The sequence below is a fragment of the Neobacillus sp. B24 genome, assembly GCF_055381825.1.
Map to the genome: position 1 here is coordinate 2,342,808 of NZ_AP035777.1, position 19,636 is coordinate 2,362,443.

Here is a 19,636-nt window from a genome sequence, read left to right on the forward strand (position 1 = left end):
TAAAAGGAGAGATCATTTGTGTTAACTCTTCATTTTGAACACTGGCCAAAAATCTCTAAATCTTTAAAAGTACCAGCAACCTCTCTTTACGATAACCTCAAGGTCTCGGCAAGCCGTTACCCTGACCAAACAGCCATTTTTTATTACGGAAACACCTTAACCTACCAGCAATTGGATGAAGAAGTAAATGCCCTGGCGGGATACCTGGAGCATAAACTGGGTGTCAAAAAAGGTGACAAAGTCCTGCTGTTCATGCAAAACTCGCCGCAATTTGTGATTGGCTTCAATGCAATCTTAAGGGCTAATGCCATCGTCGTCCCAATCAACCCGATGCTGGTTGCCAATGAACTTGAATTCTATGTTCGTGACTGTGAAATTAAGACAGCGATTGCCGGACAGGAATTATACGACCGTGTTCAACCGCTATTGGGACAAACTTCTCTGCAGAACTTGCTATTGGCTGCCTACTCCGACTACAAAGGGGAAGGCTTTGAGTCCATGCTGCCAAAGGAAGTAGAGCTCCCTAGAGTTGTCTTCAATGAACCTAATCATTATTACTGGCGTGAAGCGATACAAGCCAATTTACAACCTTCCGAGCACACAGCGAAAGCAGATGACCTGGCCGTTTTTCCATATACTTCAGGAACAACAGGTCTACCAAAAGGCTGTATGCACAGTAACAGGACGGTAAATGCCAACGTTGTCGGGGCATATCACTGGTCGTCATCCACGCCAAATAACATTCATCTGATGACACTGCCGCTTTTCCATGTGACGGGAATGGTGCACAGCATGCTCATGCCGATTTACAGTGGCAGCCCGATGGTCATTTTAACACGATGGAACCGTGATGCAGCGGTACAATTGATAAAAAATCTGGGTTGTACCCATTGGGTGACCATTGCCACGATGATAGTCGACTTCCTTGCCAATCCGAATCTGAAGGCAGAGGATATTGCGTCGCTTACCTCGCTTTCCGGCGGCGGTGCCGCACTGCCAGAAGCAGTTGGTGAAAAATTATTCAACCTTACTGGATTGAAATTTGTCGAAGGCTATGGACTTTCGGAGACGATTTCCCAGACCCACTTTAATCCGCCAAACCGTCCTAAAATGCAATGTCTGGGTGTACCGGCATTTGATGTGGATGCTAGGGTAATAGAACCGGCAACAGGTAAAGAACTGGGCGTAGGCGAAATCGGCGAAATTATCGTGAATGGTCCACAGGTCATGGTTGGTTATTATAACCGCGATGATGAAAACCGAAGCTCGTTCATTGAGTTGGACGGGAAGAAATACTTCAGAACCGGCGATATCGGCCGCTATGATGAAGATGGCTATTTCTTCATTGTTGATCGGGTCAAACGCATGATCAATGCCTCAGGCTTCAAGGTTTGGCCGACAGAAGTAGAGTCCTACCTTTACAAGCATCCGGCAATTCAGCAAGCCTGTGTCGTTGGTGTACCTGACCCAAGACGAGGGGAAACGGTTAAAGCCTTTGTGATCTTAAATGAAGGTTACGAAGGAAAAGTAACGGCAGAAGAGATTATTGAATGGTCCAAGGAACATATGGCCGCTTACAAATATCCTAGATTCATTGAATTTAGAAAGTCATTCCCAATGACGTCCAGCGGTAAAATTTTATGGCGAAACCTCCAAGAAGAGGAAAAGCAAAAGGTAGAAAATAAAGTTCAGTAAATGTATAGAGTCATGGGAGTCGTCCCTGCGATCCATCAAGGACGGCTCCATCGGAAAAAAGGACAAGTTTTAAAGGGGGAAGCTATGGAGATTCTCATTCAGCAACTATTTAATGGCCTTACCATTGGAAGTGTGTACGCCCTTGTAGCCCTAGGATTAACGCTGGTCTATGGAATCCTGCACATTCCAAACTTTGCTCATGGAGCTTTGTACATGATGGGCGGATACATAACCTTGACGATGATGACAAGATTTGGGCTGCATTATTGGCTGGCGATTTTTGTGTCAATTATCGTAGTTGGACTTCTCGGCGTGTTGATGGAACGATTTGTCTTCCATCCACTTCGCGAGGCGCCGCCGATTCACGATAAAATTGCCGCCATTGGGATACTCTTGTTTCTTGAAGCTTTCGCCCAATTTTACTGGGGAGCGGAATATCAAAGTATGCCGACTCCATACGGGCAAATCGTTGAAATTTTTGGTCTTACCTTAACGATGCAGCGAATTCTGATTGTCGTTGCTGCGGTAGTCGTCATGATTATTTTATATCTATTCCTGAAAAAAACCTTTACCGGTGCGACCATTATTGCGATGTCGCAAAACCGCGAGGGGGCCAACTTGGTCGGGATTAATACCAATAAGGTGGCGATGCTGACATTCATGATTTCCGGAGGACTGGCAGCGATTGCCTCGTCTCTGTCAGCACCAATTAATCTCGTATTTCCAGGAATGGGACACCTCGTTATTTTAAAAGCTTTCGTCATTATTATTCTTGGGGGGATGGGCAGTATTCCGGGAGCAATTGTCGGGGGTTATATTGTCGGCTTCAGTGAAAGTTTGGGAGCTACTTATATCTCGAATGACTACAAGGATATTATTGCCTTTCTTTTCCTAGTGCTGATTTTAACCGTTAAACCAACCGGCCTGTTTTCGAAAGGGGGCAGCCATTGATGACAAATGTTTTAAACAAACGAAACGTGATCATTGTCCTGATTCTGTTTTCGGTCGCCTTTCCGATGATGACTTCAAACACCTACATGATTCACGTCATGACCCTATCATTTATTTGGATAATTGGTGTGTATGGTCTTAATTTACTTGCAGGATATACTGGATACCTATCTCTGGCCCATGCAGGATTCTTTGCGATTGGCGCATACGCTCTCGGCTTGTTAACGGTCAAAGCGCAAATGAACTTTTGGCTTGCTCTCGTACTATCTATAGTCATTACTTGTTGTATTGGTCTGGTAGTCGGTGTGGTTGCGTTAAGGACGAAAGAGCACTTTTTTGCTATCTATACACTTTGCTTGGGATATATTATCTATCTTGTGATTGATAAATGGGAAAGTTTAACAGAGGGTGTGCGCGGTTTAATCGGAATTCCTGCCCCGGCACCAATTGGGCCAATCACCTTTGAAACGGAAAAATCACATTATTACTTTGTATTGTTTTTCTTACTCTTGGTCGTGTTAATCATGTATCGTATTGTTCACTCCTTATCCGGGAGAACGTACATCGCCATCCGCAATAGTGAGGATTTGGCCCAGACAATTGGTATCTCAACGAAAACAAATAAATTAACGGTGTTTGTATTATCGACGGCTTTTGCTGGCCTGTCTGGTGCCCTTTATGCCTCATTTGTGCGCTTTATCGGGCCGGACATTGGATCAACGAATATCGTTTTTGATTTACTGACCTACCTGCTCGTAGGGGGAATTGGCACACTTAGCGGCCCAATCGTTGGTACCCTTATAATTGTGTGGCTCTCTCAGTTACTGCAGGACTTCCAGCAGTACCGGATGCTGATTTTCGGTCCTGCGTTAACACTCCTGATTATTTTTGCCCCGCGCGGAATTGTCGGAGCAGTGGCAACCTGGAATATGAACCGCAAGCTGAAAAAATATCCGAACTATCAAGGAAGGACTAGCCGCGGCAGGAATGATTCCTACACCCAAAGCGAGATTGTTCCTGAAAAACAGGTAAAGGAGGGCTAGGAATGATTTTTTTAGAAACAAAACAGCTAACGAAAAGATTCGGCGGGCTCGTGGCCGTTAACAATGTGGATTTTGCCATAGAGCAAGGAAAAATCAATGCCATCATTGGACCTAACGGTGCTGGTAAATCTACCTTTTTCAACCTGATCAGCGGTTTTCATCCTCCGACCTCAGGACAGGTTATTTTCAAGGGACAGGATATCACCAAACTGCCTTCTAATAAAATTGCCGAGCTTGGAGTAGCACGGACGTTTCAAACGACCAATTTGTTTGAGCAATCCACAGTTTTGGACAACGTCATCGTAGGCCATCGGCTCAGAACAAAGTCTACCCTGGTTGACGCGATTTTAAGAACGCCGCGTTTAAAACGGGAAGAGGCCCAGTGCCGCGAGAAGGCGATGGAAGTATTGGAGTTTGTCGACCTGGAGCATATCGCCCATAAACCGGTCGCAGGGTTAACCCAGGAGGAGAAAAAACGGACTGCGTTTGCCCTAGCCCTGGCAACTGACCCGGAAATTGTCTTTTTGGATGAACCAGCGGCAGGGGTAAATCCCGATGAAACGGAAGGTCTGGCGCAGTTAATGAAAAAGATGGTTAACAAAGGGATTACCGTGTGTCTGATTGAACACAAGATGCAAATGATTATGAAAATCGCCGATAAAATCATGGTATTGAACTACGGAGAAAAAATTGCCGAAGGAAGACCGGAGGAAATTCAAAATAATGAAATGGTGATAAAAGCTTATTTGGGAGGGAGTGCCAGTGCTTAAACTTACCGATGTCTCTGTCAAATACGGAAGCTTTACCGCCGTTCATGACATTAATATTGAGGTAAATGCAGGGGAAATCGTCGTCCTGCTGGGTTCCAATGGTGCCGGAAAAAGCACCACCTTCCGGACAATCAGCGGATTGAACAGGCCGGCAGTTGGTGAGGTTTTGTTTGAAGGGAATAAAATTAATCGCCGCTCGCCGGACCAAATCGTTCAAATGGGAATCGGCCAATGCCCGGAAGGCAGGAAGCTGTTCCCGGCGATGTCTGTCGAGGAAAACCTGCGGATGGGTGCGTTTGTCCACCGCCGAAAACGGGATCAGATAAAACATTCATTGGAACATGTCTATGAGTTATTCCCAATTTTACAAGAAAAACGCCACGATGCCGCAGGCTCTTTGAGCGGCGGGCAGCAGCAAATGGTTGCCATCGGCAGGGCGTTAATGTCCAAACCAAAGTTAATGCTGCTTGATGAACCATCGGTCGGTCTTGCCCCGTTAATCGTCGAGCAAATGTTTGAGGTTATCCAAAAAATTAACAAGGAAGGGACAACGATACTGCTAGCGGAGCAAAACGCCAATGCCGCATTAAAAATTGCCGATAAAGGCTATGTGTTTGAAAATGGGACGATCGTCCTGGAGGGCACATCAGCACAGCTGTTCTCCAATGATGAGGTCAGAAAGGCGTATATCGGGGCTTAGCAGGCAAAGCAAAGTCTTTTTAAAGGGGGTGATGAACAAAGAATTCATCACTGGCGGTTTCTGAAGATTTTTTTGAATAATAAAAGGGGGAAAACCAATGAAACGAATGAAATCACTATTTATGTTGGGTTTTATTTTCATCATGATTTTCAGTTTGGCCGCATGTAACAGTACATCTGAAAAGCCGGCAAACACCAAACCATCCGCTGGCGGCGGTGGCGGCGACACCAAAACAGAAGAAGCAGGAACAGTCAATATCGGTTATACCGGCCCGCTGAGCGGACCAGCAGCCTTTTATGGCGAGCGTACCTTAAACGGGGTTAAGATGGCCGTTGAGGAAATTAACGGTGCGGGTGGTATTGAAGTTAGCGGCAAGAAATATAAGTTTAATGTCGTGTCACTTGATGACAAATACTTACCGAACGAAGCAGGAGCCAACGCCAAGCGTCTTCTGCAGGAAAACAAAACACCGATCATTTTTACTCCGCACAGCGGTGGTGTCTTTGCCCTTCAAGTATTCAACAAGCAGCAGGATAAATTTATTATCGGCGCTTACACAAGTGAGCCGAAAGTTTCCGAAGTTGGCAACGAACTCACAGTTCGAATCCCTCCTCGTTATGATGGGTACTTGAAGCCGTTTACTGATTATTCTATGAAAAAATTCGGAAAGAAAATTGCGTTTCTTCCGACCGCTTCACAATACGGTAAAGACTGGGCCGGACACTTGAAACCATTCTGGGAAAAAGCAGGCGGCGAGGTAGTATTCGAATCAGCCATTGACTTTTCAAAGGAAACAGATTTCTTTACGCTCGTAACAAATGCATTGAAAGAAAAGCCAGATGTATTATTTATCGGCGGACCATCTGAGCCAACGGCGAAAGTGGCAAAGCAGGCACGTGAGCTTGGCTTTAAAGGCGGCTTTATCGTAATGGACCAGGCAAAATTTGATGAAATGAAGGCTGTAACTGGTTCCTACGATTTGCTAAACGGTGCGATTGGAGTTATGCCATTGCAAGATTCCAAGAATAGTCCAGCGGTTCCAGGCTTCATTAAAAAGTATCAAGAAAAATATAAAGAGATTCCAGGTTCTGAAGCTGGTTTGAACTACATCGGCATGTATATTTTTGCGGAGGCAATGAAAGCGGCTGGTTCCGTGGACGATGTGGATAAAATTATCGGTGCTATGCAGCAAGGTCTCGATAACGTTCCGGATGACGTAAAAATCTATCAATTTGATAAATTTACCGGCGGCGGCTTTGACGGAGACTTGGAAGTAGCTGCAATCGAAGACGGCAAGGTTGTTCCGATCAAGGTAAAATAATTTCGGCAATACATTACTGGTTCCCCTTGGATGATAGTTTTCAAGGGGAACTTTTACGAAAAAAAAAGCCTCCTTTATCAACAAAAGGAGGGCTTAACAACCATTTTAAGAAGGTTTGCTGCATAGGCTTCTGCAATTTCCTCGCCAGTTTGCGGGCCGTCATGGTTATACCAATGCCGGATTGAGTTTAAAGCACCGAGAATAATCATCCGGACCATTTTAATATCTTGAATCTCAAACACCTGTTTCTGTATTCCTTCTTTTAGAATCCTATCAAAAAAGTGGGCATACATTTTTTGGGCATCCAGCACTTCTTTTAACTGTTCATCGGTAAACTTTTGCGAAGGTTTATCCATAATCATAAACATCGATTTTTCTTCAATGGATAGCAGGATGTGAGCTTTAATGGCACTCTCTAGCTTATCAATCGGATTGGTATCACTGTCCGCTACTTCCTCGATTTTTTCAAGGCTCAATTCCATAATCATTTGATGGCAATGATAAAGTATATCATCTTTATTTTTAAAATAATAATACATTGAACCTTTCGTCATTAATAGCTGGGCGGCTATTTCTTCCATTGTTGTGCCATGATATCCTTTTTCGGCCAGAACAGCTGCGGCAGAACGCAGGATCTCTCGCTTTTTCTTGGCAATTTTTTGTTCTCTGAACGAAGCCATTTTTTATCCTCTCCAATGAAGCTATTTATGAATATTATACTAAAAGCTAGAGTAATAGTATAGAAGTCTAGGATAAAAATTAAACGCAAATTTAAATAATAAATCAATTGTTAAATTATCTAAAAATTGGTATTATTTTAATAGTTGGAAATGCTAACAAAATACCGTTTGGAGGGTACATATGAAAAGCTGGAAGGTCACAGAACTTGGCGAACCTCGTGATGTATTAAAAATCATGCAATTGGAAGTGCCGGAGAAACAGGAAAATGAAGTGTTAATTAAGGTAAAAGCAACGGCACTCAATTTTTTTGACATTCTTCTCTGTCAAGGGAAATACCAAGAAAAACCGCCGCTGCCATTTACGTTTGGTTCAGAGATTGCAGGTGTTGTCGTAAAAGCCGATCAGTACAGTACTTTCCAAGAAGGGCAGCGGGTTTTGGCACTGCCAAAGATGCCTAATGGAGGGCTGGCGGAATACATATCAGTTCCCGTAAACTTAGTTTATCCCATTCCAGAATCGATGAGTTGGAATGATGCCGCGGCCCTGTTTATTACCTATCATACTTCGTATTATGCCTTATATAATCGCGCCAATTTGCAGAAAGGTGAAGTGCTGCTTGTTCATGCGGGTGCTGGGGGAGTCGGTTCCGCAGCGATTCAGCTTGGTAAAGCAGCGGGGGCATTTGTGATTGCTACAGCAGGCGGCCCGGATAAAACGAAAATTTGTAAGGAACTGGGAGCGGATGTGGTCATTGATTATTTGCAGGAGGATTTTGTTGAGATTGTAAAAAGGGAAACTGGTGGAAATGGGGCAGATGTCATTTATGACCCGGTAGGCGGGCATGTGTTTGACAGGTCACGGAAATGTATTGCCTTTGATGGCAGACTTCTGGTCATCGGCTTTGCCGGCGGGGAAATCCCCAATATTCCCGCCAACCATATCTTAATAAAAAATTATTCCGTTGTCGGCGTTCATTGGGGCCTATTCAACCGTTTAACACCTGAGAAAGTTACCCAAGAACATGGTGAACTGATGAAACTCTACGTAGAAGGAAAAATAAAACCATTGATTTATCAAGAGTTTGATTTTGAGGAAGTACCAAAAGCCTTGGAATTATTGGCAACCAGAAAAACCTGGGGCAAGCTGATAATCAAACATTAATTTATCGAAAAAGGTGATTCAACATTGCTCAATGAAATCGGAGTTACAAGAGTAACCATTCCACTGCCATTCCGCTTGAACCATGTCAATTGCTTTTTCGCCCAAGGGGAAAAGGGCTGGACAATTATTGATGCCGGTTTGAACATTGATGTGTCCAGGGATAGCTGGCAGCCTATTATTGAAAAACATGATGTCAAGGACATCATTATAACCCATTACCATCCGGACCATTTCGGCTATGCCGGAACCCTGCAAACATTAACAGATGCAGAGGTTTGGATGACAAAAACAGATGCTGCTGCCGGTTTAACAGTTTGGGAGCCACAGTCCGCGATGTTGGCCGATGAGTATTACGATACTTGCGGCCTTCCCGGCAAGATTTTATCCAGAGCGTTAACAACTGATGAAAAAAGCTTTAATGCGAAAGTAAAACCATACCCTGAAGTGAATCATTACCTTGAAGAGGGAATGGTAATCCAATTTGGAAAATTACAGTACGAAGTTATTTTTACCCCTGGCCATTCCGATGGACTAATAACCTTATTTAACAAGGAACATAGCATCCTTTTCTCTACTGATCATATTCTGCCAAGAATATCACCAAACATCTCTTACTGGTTTCGAGGCGATCCCAATCCGCTTGAATCATTCTTTCACTCTCTTGAAAAAATGAAAGTACTGAACGCTGATTACGTCATTCCGTCCCACGGCCATCCGTTTCGAAATGCAAATAAGAGAATAGAAGAATTACTCCACCACCATCAGGAACGGTTAGCGCAAACATACGAGGCGATTAAACATCCTGCCAACATCTACGAAGTGAACAGCCATCTTTTCAAAAATTTAAACACCCACGAAACCCGGTTTGCGATCGGCGAAACCATTGCCCATCTTGAATATCTATTACACAACAATCAATGCCAAAAAAGCCTTATTAACGGAACCTGGTATTACAGAGCAATTTAATAACTATATAGGAGGAAATCACTATGACTGAATTAGTGCATCTCGAAAAATCCGAAGGAGTAGCCATTGTTACGATTGATAACCCGCCAATGAATGTCTTAAGCAGGCAGGTAACACAGGAACTTGGAGAGGTTTTTGCGGCCATCGCGGAGGATTCTGATGTAGTTGCAGCGATTTTAACGGGGGCCGGCAGCAGGGCGTTTATGGCGGGGGCAGACATTAAGGAATTTCCGCAATCATTGGGACTGGAAAAAGAAGAGTTTAAGAGAAATAATGGTAAGTCACATGAAATATTGAACTTTATTGCCGACATTCCTAAACCTACGATTGCCGTGTTAAATGGCCTTGCGTTTGGCGGCGGCTGTGAACTCGCGTTAACCTGTGATATTCGAATAGCTGAAGAGCATGTGAAGGTTGGGCTGCCTGAGATTAAATTGGGGCTATTCCCTGGCGGTGGTGGAACGCAGCGTTTACCGAGATTAGTAGGTTCATCGAAAGCAAAGGAATTAATGTTTTTAGGGGAGCCGTTATCGGCAGAAGAGGCTCTTAAAATCGGGCTTGTTAATCAGGTTGTACAGAGCGGAAAAGGGATGGAGACTGCCCTTTCCATGGCAAAAAAAATGGCGGGCTATTCCTTACAGGCGTTAAGCAGAATTAAGGAAGCAGTAAACAAGGGAACCGATACATCATTTGCCCAAGGAATGGAGATAGAGGCCGAGTTGTTTGCGCAAGTATTTGGTACAGAAGATGTAAGAGAAGGGGTTCAGGCATTTATTGAAAAACGGCAGCCTTCCTTCAAACACCGTTAATTTTAACGATTTCATTTCTGAATGTAGTTTAACAATTTAAAAGAGTTGAATGGAGGAAGAAGGAGATGGATTTTTCGTTTACAGAAAATGAATTAGCGTTTCAACAAGAGCTGCGGGCTTGGCTTGAGTGCAACCTGCCTGAGGGTTGGCTGGAAGGAAAACGGGTGATGCCGGAGGATGACAAAGGATCATTTTTAAGAGAGTGGCAGGCTAAGCTTGCGGAAGGCGGATGGGCAGGAATTTCCTGGCCAACAGAGTATGGCGGCAGAGGTGCCACGTTAATGCAGGAGGTTATCTACGAACAGGAGATGGCAAGGGTAAAAGCACCACCGGCATTGAATATTATTGGAACGGCCATGGTCGGCCCGACTCTTCTGCAAATTGGAACACATTATCAAAAGGAGCGGTATATCCCGAAAATTTTAAATGGGGAAGAGAATTGGTGTCAAGGCTACTCGGAGCCAAATGCCGGTTCTGATCTTGCTGCAATTCAAACAAGGGCGGTTAAACAGGGGGATAAATGGATTATCAACGGGCAGAAGATTTGGACGAGTTTTGCCCATTTGGCTGACAAGTGCTTTTTGCTTGCCCGCACTGAAAATACCGGAAAAAAACATGAAGGCATCACGGCTTTTCTTATCGACATGCACCAGGAAGGTGTGGAAACACGCCCAATCCGTTCCATCAATGACAACCGTATTTTTAATGAAATGTTTTTCAATGATGCCATCGCCTATGACCGGGATGTTGTCGGCGAGGTGAATCAAGGCTGGAAGTCCTCTTTGATTTTGCTGAGCCATGAACGTGTCGGTGTTGCCAGACAGACATTCAGACTGCAAAAGCTATTTGAAGAATTGGTAGATTTGGCTAAGTCATTGAAAAAGAATGGCCGGCCGCTCGCCCATGACCCGCTGGTTCGGCAAAACCTTGCCATTTTCCGGACTAAAACAAAAGCTATTCTTTTTAACTATTATCGCCACTTGACCAATACGATACGGACGGGACGTCCGGGTCCGGAAGGCTCAATGGATAAGCTTGCTTCAAGTGAATTGGGGCAGGAAATGCTGGCATATGCGATGTCACTTCAAGGCGCATCCGGCACCTTGTGGAAAGAAAATTCGCTGGTGGACCCAAGTTGGCAGCAGGAGTATCTCCGTTCCTTTGCTTATACCATTGAGGGTGGGACTTCGGAAATTCAAAAAAATATCGTAGCAGAACGGATTATGGGATTGCCAAAAGATATTAAATATTAAATCAAATGTGGAGGTGGGATTATGGATTTCGCATTAAATGAAGAACAGGTAATGTTTCAACAAACAACCCGGCAATTTTTAGAATCAAAGGGTGATTTGGGTATTCCAAGGGAATATATGAACGGAAATAAACAGGTGCTAGATGAGTTATGGAACGGTTTGGGCAATCTCGGTTTTATGGGTATTAATATTTCGGAAACTTACGGCGGGTTGGGTCTTGGGTCTCTGTCATTAGTTCCTATTTTAGAAGAAATGGGGCGTTGTGTGGTGCCGGGTCCCTATCCAGAAACCGTAGCTTTCGCGGTGCCGCTGTTAGAATCTTATGGGTCAGAGGAGCTGAAAAATAAGTACCTGACGGAGGTTGCCGAAGGTACTCGCAAGTTTTCACTTGCTTTGCTCGAGGATAGCGGGGAACTTTCACACTCCGCTATCCAATTGAAGGCTGAGCAAAGAGGCAATGAGTATGTTTTGCAAGGTACAAAGATCCTTGTTCCGTTTGCTGATAGCGCAGATACGTTGATTGTTCCGGTACGAACAGGCGGAGATGTTCAGGGGGAATTTGGAATTTCCTTGCTGTTAGTGGATTGCCGTCAAGAAAACATAGTGATAAAGGAATTGCAAAGCATTGATGAGACGAGACAGCTATTTAATGTAACGTTTAACAATGTAAGGGTACCAAATACTCAGTTGTTAGGTACAGAAAACGAGGGCTGGTCCCTATTACAGGATGGTCTAAATCATTTAAATGCAGCCTTTTCTTCAACAATGGCAGGAGGTATTGATCGTGTGGTAGCGATGGCAACGGAATATGCCAAGACGCGCGAACAATTCGGCCAGCCAATTGGCAGGTTTCAGGCAGTCAAACACCGGATTGTCGATATGAAACTGGCGCTTGAAAGCGCCCGGTCATTATCCTACTACGCCTCATGGGCAGTCGAAAACAAGGCTCCAGAATTGGTGGAAGCTGTCTCAATGGCCCGCTCATTTATTAGCGAAGCCTATATTAAAGCAGCAGGAGCCAATATTCAAATTCATGGGGGTATGGGTTTTACGTGGGAATTTGATTGCCATTTGTTCCTTAAACGGGCCCGTTCACTGGAAAATCATCTTGGTTCACCCCAATATCATCGCGAAAAAATCGCAGATGAACTGAGGTTGTCTGAGGATGTCCTTCCCGAAATGTTGATGTCATAACCGGATTTTTTAAAAAGGTAAGACTGCCGGAATGGGGCCTTACCTTTTTTAAAGTCATTTAGAAACAAGGAGGGATTGGTTAGTGAACGGGAAAACAGTTATCATTACTGGCGGCGGCAGTGGGATTGGGAAAGCTATGGCCCAGAAGTTTGCCAACAAAGGGGCAAACGTCATGATCACCGGCAGGAATGCCGAAAAGCTAAAAAATGCGAAAAGTGAAATACAAACCTTTGAAGGCCAGGTTTTAGATTTTGTAATGGATGTGCGGATCCCGGAAAATGCACAAGCGATGGTGGAAGCTGCAAAAGAAAGGTTTGGAAAAATAGATGTACTCGTTAATAACGCCGCCGGAAACTTCATTTGTGCCGCTGAGGATCTAACGGTTAATGGCTGGAATGCGGTCATAAATATTGACCTTAACGGGACCTGGTATTGTACGCAGGCAGTTGGCAAAGATTGGATTGCTAACAAGCAAAGGGGCAGTATTCTTAATATTGTCGCCACGTTTGCCTGGGGAGCAGCGCCGGGAAATGTTCATGCGGCAAGTGCAAAAGCCGGAATCCTAGCGATGACGCGGACCCTTGCGGTGGAGTGGGGGAGAAAATATGGAATAAGAGCAAATTGTATTGCCCCAGGGCCTATCGAAAATACAGAGGGAGTTGCCAGATTAATAGACTCAGGAGACGGTTATCAAAAGGCCATCAATCAAGTCCCGCTTAAACGTTTCGGCAGAGCAGAAGAGATTGCAAATCTTGCTTACTTTTTGTTATCACCGCAGGCAGAGTATATAAATGGGGAATGTGTCGCGATGGATGGAGCACTATGGTTAAATAACTCCGGACTCAAAGAAGTTTAGGATTTCTGCAGGCTATAGTCTTTAGTCGAACCTCATAAGGACAAAACCGCGCTCATAAGAGGTGAAAACACCTTTTGGTTGTAAAATTTTGGAATCACAAAGACAAAACGATTAATAAAAGCAGGCAAAATGTCTTTAAGCGAGGTTCTTAAAGACAAAACAGTGCGCAAAAGAGGCGAGAATGTCTTTGGGCTGTAAAATTATGGAACGCTAAAGACAAAACGACCAATAAAATCAGGCAAAATGTCTTTAATACAGCCTCTTAAGGACAAAACTGCGCTCAAAAGAGGCAAAAGTGTCTTAAGTCTGTAAGATTTTGGTAATCCAAAGACAAATTTGCAGTCTGAACATTAAAGTTACGTTACTTTGAAAAATAGGTGTGATTCCATGGCACCAATGCCTATGCCCACAGTTTATACTAGCAGCGGGAAACCCTTTCAAGAAAATAAAGTTATTTATGTATGGAGTTTTACGGTTTGGCTAGTGGTCATGAACACAACCATGTTTAATGTTGCCTTGCCATCAGTCCTTGCCGATTTTTCACTATCATCAACGGAGGCATCCTGGATTGTCTCAGGCTACTCGATTGCTTTTGCCATTTCAACATTAACATTTAGCAGGCTTTCGGATTTTGTTCCGATTTCCAGGCTGCTTTTTACCGGATTGTCGCTGCTAAGCGCTGCATCCATCTTCGGATTTTTTTCTACTCATTATTATAGTTTGTTAGCTGCTCGTATTCTGCAGGCAGCAGGGGCTGGGGCCGTGCCAGGACTGGCTATGGTTCTAGCCGGACGCTATATACCTGTTTCAAGACGCGGCAGGGCCATGTCATTTATCGCCTCCGCCGCTTCCTTGGGATTTGGTCTAGGTCCAGTAATCGGAGGCGGTATTACCCAATATTTGGGCTGGAATTTCCTCTTTGGTATTACTGGATTAGTAGTCTTATTCATTCCATTATATAAAAGGCTGCTGCCAATAGAGCAGGTAAAGGAAGGTCAATTTGATGTTGGCGGCGCTGCTTTAACTGGCCTAAGCGTAACAGCATTTTTACTGCTAACCTCTTCATTTTCTTATTTTATATTGGCGTTAACAATTGTCCTTTTTGCAATATGGTGGATTTATCTTCATCGGCAGTCTACACCATTTATTCAGCCAAAGCTGCTTAAAAATAGTCAGTATATAAAATTGATTACCATTGGTTTTAGCGGGTTTATCATTCATTTTTCAAGCCTTTTCTTAATTCCAATAATCCTCACCGCCGTTTACCATAAAGAGGCTGCAGAAGTGGGGCTTATTATCTTTCCAGGTGCTTGTCTTTCGGCGATTAGTGCTCAAGTAATCGGCAGGCTAATCGATCATTTTGGAAACAAATTAGTAATACTCCTTGGCCAAGGTTTACTGATATTCGCTGTTATCATGTTGGCATTTACTTCTACGATTTCTCCCTACTTGATCCTTGTAACCTACATATTTATGAGCACAGGTTTTACTGCACTCACTTCTAGCATATCAAATGAAGTGACTAGATTGCTGCCATCGTCGGAAATTGGGTCAGGTATGGGAATTGTCCAATTGGGCCAATTTATTGGCGGTGCATTCGGGGTGACTTTAACTGGGCTCTTGCTGACACTTCAACAAGGATTAGCAAATGAAAATATTTACCGAAACATTTTCCTTTTGCTCTCATTTATCTTCCTTAGTACATTTATCATCCTCATATCGTATTTCAGAAAGGCTAAACTTGCGCCGGTAAAAGAATTCCAAGTATAGGCAACAGGACAGCCGGTAATTGAAATGAAAAGGCTCTCAATATGGATGGAAGTTACTTTTTATCATAAAGGAGGAAGAATAATGACAACATCAAGCTTGCAAATGTCGCGTCAATTACTAGTAGGGGAATTAATTAGAAGAGTAGCTCACAAGACCCCAAATCAAGAAGCATTTATTTACGGTGATCAAAGATTGACTTATCTGGAGCTGGAAGAGAGGACATTGCAGCTGGCAGGCTGGCTCCAGGGGCAAGGACTGCAAATCGGTGATAAGGTAGGGATTATTTTTAAAAATAATCTCGCCTTTGTTGAGGTCATGTTTGCCGCCGCTTCTGCCGGATGTGTCAGTGTGCCAATCAACTTTAGATTGGTACAGGAGGAATTTATTTATATCCTTAATCATTCTGATACAAAGATCTTGTTTATCGAAGAAGAGTACCAAGAAATGATTCTATCAATTAGGAAGGAACTACCAAATGTCGAAAGGATTGTCGTTGTCGGGAAAGGAAATGTTCCGGAAATGGTTCCATATGATAGCATCTATGGAACAAATAGGCCCTATGTATCAGTTGACGGTCTAGTTGATGAAGATGACGCCTGCATGATTTGCTATACGTCCGGGACAACCGGAAAGCCTAAAGGAGCCGTATTAACACACAAAAATTTACTCATGAGCGCGACGAACAGCGTCATAGATTCCAAAATTGAGCATGGATCCAAACAATTATTGATTACACCGTTATTTCATATCGCCGGAGTTGGCAATGTGCTGATAAGCTGTTTGGTTGGCGGCCTGACTGTGATCCACCGAGACTTTAATCCGGTGGCAGTCCTTGAGACCATTGATCAGGAAAAGATTAATGGCTTGTTTATGGTGCCAGCCATGTGGAACCTGGTGCTGCATGTTCCCAATATTGAAGATTTCGATTTGACTTCGGTCATTAGGTGTTCAACAGGCGCGGCCATCTGTCCGCTGGAAGTGAAGCACAAAATGATGAAGTATTTTCACAATGGCGGGATCTTTGATGCGTTTGGCCAGACGGAGATGAGTCCTACTACTACTTGTCTTTTGCCGCAGGATAGTATTCGAAAAACTAATTCCGTGGGGAAACCGGCAATGAATGTGGAAGTGCGGATTGTTGATGAAAATATGAACGATGTTCCAGTCGGAGAAATTGGTGAAATTATTTACCGCGGCCCTACCGTGATGAAGGAATATTACAAAAATCCGGAAGCGACTGAAGAGGCATTCCGCGGCGGCTGGTTCCACAGCGGTGACTTGGTCCGCCAGGATGATGAAGGCTTTATTTATGTGGTTGACCGCAGCAAGGACATGATTATCAGCGGCGGAGAAAATATTTATCCTGCTGAAATAGAAGCGGCATTGCATCGGCATGAAGCCATTTTCGAGGCCGCAGTTGTCGGTGTTCCAGACCCGAAGTGGGGTGAAAGTGTCAAGGCATACGTTGTGTTAAAACCGGGAAGCAGCTTAACAGTACAAGGGGTCATTCTGCATTGTCAAAACCACCTGGCTTCCTACAAAAAGCCGAAATATGTGGAGTTTTTAAGTGAACTGCCAAGAAACACATCGGGAAAAATCCTGAAACGGGTGTTAAGGGAGCAGGAAGTAAACCTAAAATAAAGGCATTGCTGCCCAACCCGACTGTTTTAGCGGGTGGGCAGAGAAAAGAATGACCGAAAGGCGGGGGTCTAGTGACAGAAAAAATGGAAGAGGCGCTGCAGGCATATTTTGAATCTAAACTAACAGGGGCAAAAAACGTAGAAGTTCGGGACCTATTCCAACCCTCTGCCGGTTGGTCCGACGAGGCTTTTATCTTTAATGTCCACTGGGAATCCGCGAATGGAAAACAACAAAAAGGGTTTGCGGTTCGTAAACGAAATAAGGGCGGGTTAATGCGGGAAAACCGGAATTTTTATCAGCAGTTCAAGTTTCTCGACATTCTCAGTAAAAATAGTGACCTGCCTATCCCGGGTGTTCACTGGTATGAAGCCGACGAATCGATTCTTGGCGGACCGTTTTTTGTCATGGATAAGCTGCCTGGAAATAGTTTTGTTCCTTGGTCTAAACAGGGGCGGGATTTTTTCAAAGCAGCTCATGAGGAGGGAGACATTCCGGTTCAATTTGTTCAGTATTTGGCGAAGCTGCATCTGCTGGATTACCATGCCGCCGGATTTACCCAGGATTTTAGGGAGCCAGTAGGGAAATTCGGATTTATCGATGAAAAATTAAAAGATTTAGAGAATATGTACTATCGGTACCAAATCAGCCCGGACCCGGTAATGGTCGATGCCTTGGAATGGTTAAAGGCCAATAAACCTGCTCCCCAAAGGTATTCCCTGATACATAACGATTACCGGACCGGTAACTTATTATACAACGGTAACGAAATTACGGGGATACTCGATTGGGAGGCTGCGGAAATCGGCGACCCGTTGGCAGATATAGCCTATGTTTGTGCCAAATCGAACCGGATGGATTCACCCCTCTTGTGCTATCTATTAGACCGGGAGATGTTTTTGGAAACGTATAGCGAATTAACAGGTTTAAGTATCGAGGAACGTGTTCTTCATTATTATGAAGTATTTCATCAAGTCCGCTTTGTCCTCATTTCCCAGTCGGCAGGTACGGCTTTCGCTAAGGGAGAAACAAAGGACTTGCGGATGGCACGGCAAGGCTATCGCTGGCCGTTGATGCGGGGGATGGTCGCTGAATTACTAGGGTACTAGGAGGTAACAGATGTTCAATAAATCATTTACGATAAAAACCGTTAATGAAGTGATTAAAGATGTGATCATTCCTAATCTCTCAAATGACATGGCTAAGGAACAAGCTATTGCTATGCTTGCTGTTTTGAAAAACTTGGATACCAATACAGTCGAGAATACCAAACCGAAAGAACAGCTGAACCTATTAATCAAAGAATCTCTTAATGAGATTTTTCTAAAGATCCAGGAGGATGATGCCGTCTTTACCTGGGTAGAAGAGCTTCTGACTGCCATGGAGGATACGGATTTTAATGAGGATGTAACGGAAAAATGGAAGGAATTAAATGAGATTCAATGCCGGCTGCTTACCTTTTTATATAAGGAATGGGCTGTTCATCCAGGGGTTGAGGCACAGTATATTCACCCCTTCAGAAAAAAACTAAGAGAACAGCTTACCATTGAAATGGCTCTGGTTCGGTAAAAGCTTTGAGAAGAATGGGAGGGAAGTTGACGTTGAATGAGATTGAGCAAAGCTTTGGCATTAGTGAACATGTCTTAGAAATTCGCAACAAAGTTAGAAGGTTTATTGATGAGAAGGTAATCCCTGTTGAAACCATCATTGAAAAATGGGACGAACAAGGAGTAAGCACCCTTAAGGAATTACAGGCTCAGGCGAAACAAGAAGGAATCTGGGCGCTGGGACTGCCAACAGAAATTGGCGGCGGTGGACTCCAATTTATGGACTATGTATATATCAATGAAGTGATTGGCCGTTCCGAGGCAGCAATGGCGGCACTTGGCACCCATACGGCCCAGGATGGGACGATGTTAAATCTATTCGGAACAGAAGAGCAAAAGAAACGATGGTTATACCCGCTGGTCAATGGGGAAATCAATCCATCGGTAGGGTTGACTGAGCCTGATGTCGCCGGGTCGGATCCTACACTAATTGTATCAACCGCTTACCTTGATGGGGACGAATGGGTTATAAACGCCCATAAGTGGTTTACAACATTTGCAAATCACGCTGCCTTTACGACTGTTTTTTGTGTAACCGAACCAAATGATCCAAACCGTCATAAACGTGCTTCGATGATCATTGTACCGACTGATACTCCCGGTTACGAGATTGTTAGAGTTGTCCCAACGATGGGACATACTGGCGGAGGTCACTGCGAAATCCGTTTGACCAATGTCAGGGTTCCAAAGGAAAACCTGTTGGGAGAGCGGGGCCACGGTTTCGTCATAGCCCAAAAACGATTGGGGCCAGGCAGAATCTATCACTGTATGAGATGGCTTGGCCAAGCCCAAAGAGCGTTTGATTTAATGTGCCAACGGTCGTTAAACCGTTACGCCCATGGCTCGCTGCTATCGGAAAAGCAAATGATTCAAAAATTCATTGCGGACTCGGCAACTGAGATTCAGAGTGCACGGCTGATGACTCTTGAAGCGGCACGGAAAATTGACCGGGGGGAGGACGCCCGCATTGATATTGCGATGATTAAAGTGTATGGGGCAAAGGTGCTCCATGATGTGATTGATCGGGCAATTCAGGTTCACGGCGCATTAGGGGTTACGTCTGATACGCCGCTGGAAAAAATGTACCGGGAAGCCCGCTATGCCAGAATTTATGACGGACCGGATGAGGTTCACACCGCGACCATTGCCCGCCGTATATTACGAAAGTACCAACAAGAGGAAAGCTGGGACCCAGCCAATTTTTAAAGAATGAGGTGACTA

The 19,636-nt window shown here is 44.2% G+C and carries 18 protein-coding genes; 17 read left to right on the plus strand and 1 reads right to left on the minus strand.

Features of this window, described 5'->3' with window-relative positions; genetic code table 11:
• Window positions 1-18 precede the first annotated feature (18 nt).
• From ACZ43M_RS11600 to ACZ43M_RS11625, 6 genes are all read left to right on the plus strand, one after another.
• On the plus strand, window positions 19-1,695 hold the full coding sequence (locus tag ACZ43M_RS11600) for a long-chain fatty acid--CoA ligase (protein WP_464507561.1): 1,677 nt from the start codon (window positions 19-21) through the stop codon (window positions 1,693-1,695).
• An 84-nt stretch (window positions 1,696-1,779) separates the two neighbouring features.
• Entirely contained in the window at window positions 1,780-2,646 is an 867-nt protein-coding gene (locus ACZ43M_RS11605) for a branched-chain amino acid ABC transporter permease (RefSeq protein ID WP_464507562.1), read from the plus strand.
• Window positions 2,646-3,689, plus strand: a complete 1,044-nt coding sequence (locus ACZ43M_RS11610) for a branched-chain amino acid ABC transporter permease (RefSeq protein ID WP_464507563.1) — start codon at window positions 2,646-2,648, stop codon at window positions 3,687-3,689. Before ACZ43M_RS11605 ends, ACZ43M_RS11610 begins: the two co-directional genes overlap by 1 nt.
• A gap of 2 nt (window positions 3,690-3,691) precedes the next feature.
• Entirely contained in the window at window positions 3,692-4,459 is a 768-nt protein-coding gene (locus ACZ43M_RS11615; protein WP_464507564.1) for an ABC transporter ATP-binding protein, read from the plus strand.
• Window positions 4,452-5,159, plus strand: coding sequence for an ABC transporter ATP-binding protein (locus ACZ43M_RS11620; RefSeq protein ID WP_464507565.1), 708 nt, complete (start codon window positions 4,452-4,454; stop codon window positions 5,157-5,159). Before ACZ43M_RS11615 ends, ACZ43M_RS11620 begins: the two co-directional genes overlap by 8 nt.
• Window positions 5,160-5,256: 97 nt before the next feature.
• Entirely contained in the window at window positions 5,257-6,480 is a 1,224-nt protein-coding gene (locus ACZ43M_RS11625) for an ABC transporter substrate-binding protein (RefSeq protein WP_464507566.1), read from the plus strand.
• 77 nt (window positions 6,481-6,557) lie between these two features.
• Here ACZ43M_RS11625 and ACZ43M_RS11630 read toward each other — a convergent pair whose 3' ends face one another.
• The gene (locus ACZ43M_RS11630; RefSeq protein ID WP_464507567.1) at window positions 6,558-7,160 is read right to left on the minus strand and encodes a TetR/AcrR family transcriptional regulator; all 603 of its coding nucleotides are present in this window, start codon (window positions 7,158-7,160) and stop codon (window positions 6,558-6,560) included.
• Window positions 7,161-7,341: 181 nt separating this feature from the next.
• On the opposite strand from ACZ43M_RS11630, the gene ACZ43M_RS11635 reads away from it, so the two are divergent.
• From ACZ43M_RS11635 to ACZ43M_RS11685, 11 genes are all read left to right on the plus strand, one after another.
• A complete protein-coding gene (locus ACZ43M_RS11635) occupies window positions 7,342-8,322 on the plus strand; it encodes an NADPH:quinone oxidoreductase family protein (RefSeq protein WP_464507568.1) in 981 nt (326 codons plus the stop codon).
• Window positions 8,323-8,346: 24 nt separating this feature from the next.
• The gene (locus ACZ43M_RS11640; RefSeq protein WP_464507569.1) at window positions 8,347-9,288 is read left to right on the plus strand and encodes an MBL fold metallo-hydrolase; all 942 of its coding nucleotides are present in this window, start codon (window positions 8,347-8,349) and stop codon (window positions 9,286-9,288) included.
• 17 nt (window positions 9,289-9,305) lie between these two features.
• The gene (locus ACZ43M_RS11645) at window positions 9,306-10,097 is read left to right on the plus strand and encodes an enoyl-CoA hydratase (RefSeq protein ID WP_464508009.1); all 792 of its coding nucleotides are present in this window, start codon (window positions 9,306-9,308) and stop codon (window positions 10,095-10,097) included.
• A 65-nt stretch (window positions 10,098-10,162) separates the two neighbouring features.
• On the plus strand, window positions 10,163-11,350 hold the full coding sequence (locus ACZ43M_RS11650; protein WP_464507570.1) for an acyl-CoA dehydrogenase family protein: 1,188 nt from the start codon (window positions 10,163-10,165) through the stop codon (window positions 11,348-11,350).
• Between the two features lie 21 nt (window positions 11,351-11,371).
• Window positions 11,372-12,544: an acyl-CoA dehydrogenase family protein gene (locus ACZ43M_RS11655; protein WP_464507571.1), complete on the plus strand. Its 1,173-nt coding sequence runs from the start codon at window positions 11,372-11,374 to the stop codon at window positions 12,542-12,544.
• 82 nt (window positions 12,545-12,626) lie between these two features.
• On the plus strand, window positions 12,627-13,400 hold the full coding sequence (gene fadH / locus ACZ43M_RS11660) for a 2,4-dienoyl-CoA reductase (RefSeq protein WP_464507572.1): 774 nt from the start codon (window positions 12,627-12,629) through the stop codon (window positions 13,398-13,400).
• Between the two features lie 387 nt (window positions 13,401-13,787).
• On the plus strand, window positions 13,788-15,170 hold the full coding sequence (locus ACZ43M_RS11665; protein ID WP_464507573.1) for an MFS transporter: 1,383 nt from the start codon (window positions 13,788-13,790) through the stop codon (window positions 15,168-15,170).
• A gap of 81 nt (window positions 15,171-15,251) precedes the next feature.
• Complete coding sequence (locus tag ACZ43M_RS11670) at window positions 15,252-16,811, plus strand: acyl-CoA synthetase (RefSeq protein ID WP_464507574.1); 1,560 nt, start codon at window positions 15,252-15,254, stop codon at window positions 16,809-16,811.
• Between the two features lie 71 nt (window positions 16,812-16,882).
• Window positions 16,883-17,917, plus strand: coding sequence for a phosphotransferase family protein (locus ACZ43M_RS11675; RefSeq protein ID WP_464507575.1), 1,035 nt, complete (start codon window positions 16,883-16,885; stop codon window positions 17,915-17,917).
• A 10-nt stretch (window positions 17,918-17,927) separates the two neighbouring features.
• Entirely contained in the window at window positions 17,928-18,377 is a 450-nt protein-coding gene (locus ACZ43M_RS11680; protein WP_464507576.1) for a hypothetical protein, read from the plus strand.
• A gap of 32 nt (window positions 18,378-18,409) precedes the next feature.
• Window positions 18,410-19,621, plus strand: coding sequence for an acyl-CoA dehydrogenase family protein (locus ACZ43M_RS11685; RefSeq protein ID WP_464507577.1), 1,212 nt, complete (start codon window positions 18,410-18,412; stop codon window positions 19,619-19,621).
• Window positions 19,622-19,636: the final 15 nt, after the last annotated feature.